This window comes from Muribaculum sp. (genome assembly GCF_029051885.1).
In the GTDB taxonomy this organism is placed as follows: domain Bacteria; phylum Bacteroidota; class Bacteroidia; order Bacteroidales; family Muribaculaceae; genus Muribaculum.
Genome location: NZ_JAIDKI010000223.1, coordinates 1 through 3666, shown reverse-complemented (window position 1 = coordinate 3666; position 3666 = coordinate 1). Strand labels below are relative to the sequence as shown.

General features: G+C 47.6%; 4 protein-coding genes and 1 pseudogene. 3 read left to right on the top strand and 2 right to left on the bottom strand.

The annotated features are described in order from the left end of the window. Positions 1-272: 272 nt before the first annotated feature. Positions 273-1178, bottom strand: coding sequence for a dihydroorotate dehydrogenase (locus tag K2I50_RS09195; RefSeq protein ID WP_301026021.1), 906 nt, complete (start codon positions 1176-1178; stop codon positions 273-275). Between the two features lie 5 nt (positions 1179-1183). Further along, complete coding sequence (locus K2I50_RS09190) at positions 1184-1960, bottom strand: dihydroorotate dehydrogenase electron transfer subunit (RefSeq protein WP_301026020.1); 777 nt, start codon at positions 1958-1960, stop codon at positions 1184-1186. Between the two features lie 134 nt (positions 1961-2094). On the opposite strand from K2I50_RS09190, the gene tatA reads away from it, so the two are divergent. From tatA to K2I50_RS09175, 3 genes and pseudogenes are all read left to right on the top strand, one after another. After that, positions 2095-2346 carry a twin-arginine translocase TatA/TatE family subunit gene (tatA, locus tag K2I50_RS09185; protein WP_526022974.1) on the top strand — a complete coding sequence of 84 codons (252 nt, stop codon included), beginning with the start codon at positions 2095-2097 and terminating at the stop codon, positions 2344-2346. Continuing rightward, positions 2339-3142 carry a twin-arginine translocase subunit TatC gene (tatC, locus tag K2I50_RS09180; protein WP_301026019.1) on the top strand — a complete coding sequence of 268 codons (804 nt, stop codon included), beginning with the start codon at positions 2339-2341 and terminating at the stop codon, positions 3140-3142. The genes tatA and tatC overlap by 8 nt, the downstream gene beginning before the upstream one ends. A 131-nt stretch (positions 3143-3273) precedes the next feature. Then, positions 3274-3666, top strand: a pseudogene (locus tag K2I50_RS09175) (hypothetical protein); the annotation flags it as partial.

The window sequence follows — 3666 nt, the reverse complement described above, 5'->3', positions numbered from 1 at the left end:
ATTCGCCGGCATCTTTCCGCCTGTTCTTCGGTCGTTATGGAACCCCATAACTCCCTTATCACAAGCGAAAATCTGCTTGACGAATGACCGCCCTGACGGTAACATTTATTATTAAACAAGCTCTAAATCTTAACATAAGCCAACTCTAAACGTAAGTTCGATAATAAAAGTTCCCGGTAGCAGCACGGAAAACCACCGACTGCTCTACCGGGAACTTTTATTGTCAAACGTTTAGTGCAGTTATTGCCAAACGTCGGCTTGTAACATGTATATCAGATTATACCTCTGATTGAGTTGATATCGTCGATATTGTGGCGATGGCAGAAATCATTAATCTCATCAATGATTTTTACGGTTACGGCCGGGTCAATAAAGTTTGCGGTACCGATTTCTACAGCAGTTGCTCCGGCCATTATGAATTCAATAGCATCCTTACCGTTCATGATGCCTCCCAGGCCTATTACCGGTATGTTGACAGCTTTTGCCACCTGCCATACCATCCTGACGGCTATAGGCTTTACTGCCGGACCTGAAAGGCCTCCGGTGATTGTAGACAGGTATGGACGCATGCGCTCTACGTCGATAGCCATGCCAAGAAGTGTATTAATCAGAGATACCGAATCGGCGCCTTCGGCCTCGACGGCGCGGGCTATCTCGGTTATATCGGTTACGTTGGGCGATAGTTTTACAATCAGAGTCCCCGGATATGCACGTCGTACCGCACGGGTCACTTCTGCGGCGCCGGCGCATGTTGTGCCGAAGGCCATGCCTCCCTGCTTTACGTTGGGGCATGATATGTTGATTTCCACTGCCGCTATACCTGAGAGAGGAGCCAGTTTTTCGCATACGGCTACATAGTCATCGGGACATGCTCCGGATACATTGACCATTATATTTGTATCCAGGTCTTTTATGCGGGGATAAATGTTTTCTATGAAATAGTCTACCCCTTTGTTCTGTAAGCCTACGGCGTTGAGCATACCGGAAGGGGTTTCGGCCATGCGTGGATAGGGGTTGCCTTCACGAGGATTCAGGGTAGTGCCTTTTACGATAAATCCTCCGAGGCGATTGAGGTCGATGAAGTCAGCGAATTCTTCTCCGTAGCCGAAGGTGCCTGACGCTGTGAGCACGGGGTTTTTAAGAGCAAGTGCTCCGATGTTTACATCTAATCTTGCCATGTCGTTCAGTCCTCCCATGTGAGTTGGTTGATATTGAATACGGGTCCTTCTTTGCAAACGCATACATTGCCCTTGACGGTGGGTTCAACGCAGCATAGACATGCTCCAAGGCCACATGCCATCATATTCTCAAGCGAAACCTCGCAGTCGGCTCCGATGCGTCGCGCTTCCCGGGCAATGGCTTTCATCATTGGCAGCGGGCCGCAGCAATATATGCGGTCCCATTTTTCAGAAAGTGCGCTGTTGGTTGTCACTATTCCGGGTTCGCCGGCAGAGCCGTCATCAGTCGAGATATGCAGTTTGCCGAGTTTTTCGAATTCTTCAATCTGCAGCAGGTCGTTTTTCGATCTTGCACCGAGCAGAAATTCCGGATTCATTCCGAGGCGCTTCAATTCGTGTCCGAAATACAGCATAGGTGCGACGCCGACTCCTCCTCCTGAAAGAAGTATTTTTTGACCCGGAGCCGGGATGGTAAACCCATTGCCGAGCGGGAGCACCAGATTCAGCAACTCTCCGGGGCGCTTGGCAATCATTGCGGCAGTGCCCTCGCCTGCACGGCGTACAAGCAGCCATAACGTGCCGTTCTCACGGTCAACATTATTTACTGAAATCGGGCGTCGCAGGAATGTGCTCGGAGAGTTGTCGACAGCGACCTCTACAAACTGGCCCGGAAGTATCTCTTCGGGAAGAGCGGCATTAACTGGGCGCAGTACCAACAGGGAATATAGAGCGTGGATATGGCGGTTTTCCACAATCTCAAAATCGATGATATGCTTTTTCATTTAATCAAGACAATTATGCCACAAATTTAGTCAATCTCCTAAAAAATGCAAAATATAGGGGTGTATACGCTCCTATTAAAGGATATTTGCTAATTTCGCAGTAAAGTCAGACCGACTTTATTGCTGCTTTGACCATGAGCAGCAATAAATATCACAAATCAGAACAGAATCATCATATGATACCTTTGCTTTTTGGAAATATCGGTGCAACGGAGGCATTAGTCATTTTACTTGTTGTGCTTTTGCTCTTCGGCGGCAAGAAGATACCTGAACTCATGCACGGTATTGGCAAGGGAGTGGCCGGATTCCGTAAAGGTGTCAATGAGATAGAGAATGAAATAAAAGCCAAACCTGCTCCCGATTCAGAAAAAGAGAATAATGCCTAAGGCCGATAATGCCATAGGTAAGGAAGCGACTTTCTGGGATCATCTTGATGAACTCAGAGGGGTAGCTTTGCGCGGTATTGTGATTACTGCCGTGATTGCAATAGCTCTTTTTGCAGTTATGCCAAAGCTGTTTGCCACAATTGTAATGGCTCCGTGCTACGGTGATTTCTATCTTTATCGTCTTTTTACATATCTTACATCCGAGTTTCCGATACTTTCGCCATTTTCTTCTGACGGATGGCATGTGAATGTAGTCAATATAAATCTTGCCTCACAGTTCTTCATACATATGCAGCTGTCTCTTATGGGTGCGGTTGTTGTGTCTGTGCCGATATGGCTCTGGCTGTTATGGAATTTTATTAGCCCGGGATTATATATGAGTGAGCGGCGTCACGGCTCACGGGCTTTGTGGCTTGGTGGTGTTTTGTTTTATGTCGGTATGGCAGTAGGGTATTTTGTAGTGTTTCCTCTGACGTTGCGTTTTCTTGCCGACTATCAGCTCAGCCCGGATGTGTCCAATCAGATAAGCCTTGACTCATATATCGACAATTTTCTCGGAATGCTCTTTGCTATGGGGCTTGTCGGCGAGATTCCGGTAGTATGTGCGCTGCTCGGACGTATAGGTGTGCTCTCACGTAGCACATTCAGCAAATATCGCCGTCATGCTATAGTGGTGCTTCTTGTAATCGCGGCGATTATTACTCCTACAGGTGACCCGTTTACACTGAGCGTGGTGTTTGTGCCATTGTTCATGTTGTGGGAACTTGGCGGGCGGTTGATTCCGAAAGATAAATAATGTTAAAATAACATAGTGGTCATAACTCTTTATCCCGGGTGACATTCTTAATATTATAAGTATGTCTTCCGGGATTGCTGTTTTATGTTTTCATGGCGATGCCGGGCATACTGATGATAAACTCACTTGTTATGGCTGATTCTTCTACAAAAAAAACTGTTGAGACATCTTCTTCGGCGCAGAATAATTCTAACAGGATTGACGGTGCTGTAAATCTCGAGAATATGCCGTTGTGTGGCGGGCAGATATGGGTGCTTGTCGTGGCGTCGATGGGGCAGTTCATAGGGCAGGGGCTGGCAACTCTCGTCGGGATTATAATACCGATGATTGAGTTGATGGCACATCCCGAGCTCCCTGCGGTAGTGCAAGGAATACTGGGGTGTGTGGCTTTATGCGGGCGTACACTCGGAACTGTGTTGTTCGGGCGTATGAGTGACCGGTGGGGCTACCTTACTGTATCCAGGGTGTGTCCGTGGCTTTTGAGTGTTTCGTCGGTTACAGCAGATTTCTGGCCTCCGGTATGG

Excerpts from the sequence above, each read along its gene's own strand:
- tatA (WP_526022974.1), top strand. The coding sequence starts at position 2,095 with ATGAGCAGCAATAAATATCACAAATCAGAACAGAATCATCATATGATA.
- tatC (WP_301026019.1), top strand. The coding sequence starts at position 2,339 with ATGCCTAAGGCCGATAATGCCATAGGTAAGGAAGCGACTTTCTGGGAT.
- K2I50_RS09190 (WP_301026020.1), bottom strand. The coding sequence starts at position 1,960 with ATGAAAAAGCATATCATCGATTTTGAGATTGTGGAAAACCGCCATATC.
- K2I50_RS09195 (WP_301026021.1), bottom strand. The coding sequence starts at position 1,178 with ATGGCAAGATTAGATGTAAACATCGGAGCACTTGCTCTTAAAAACCCC.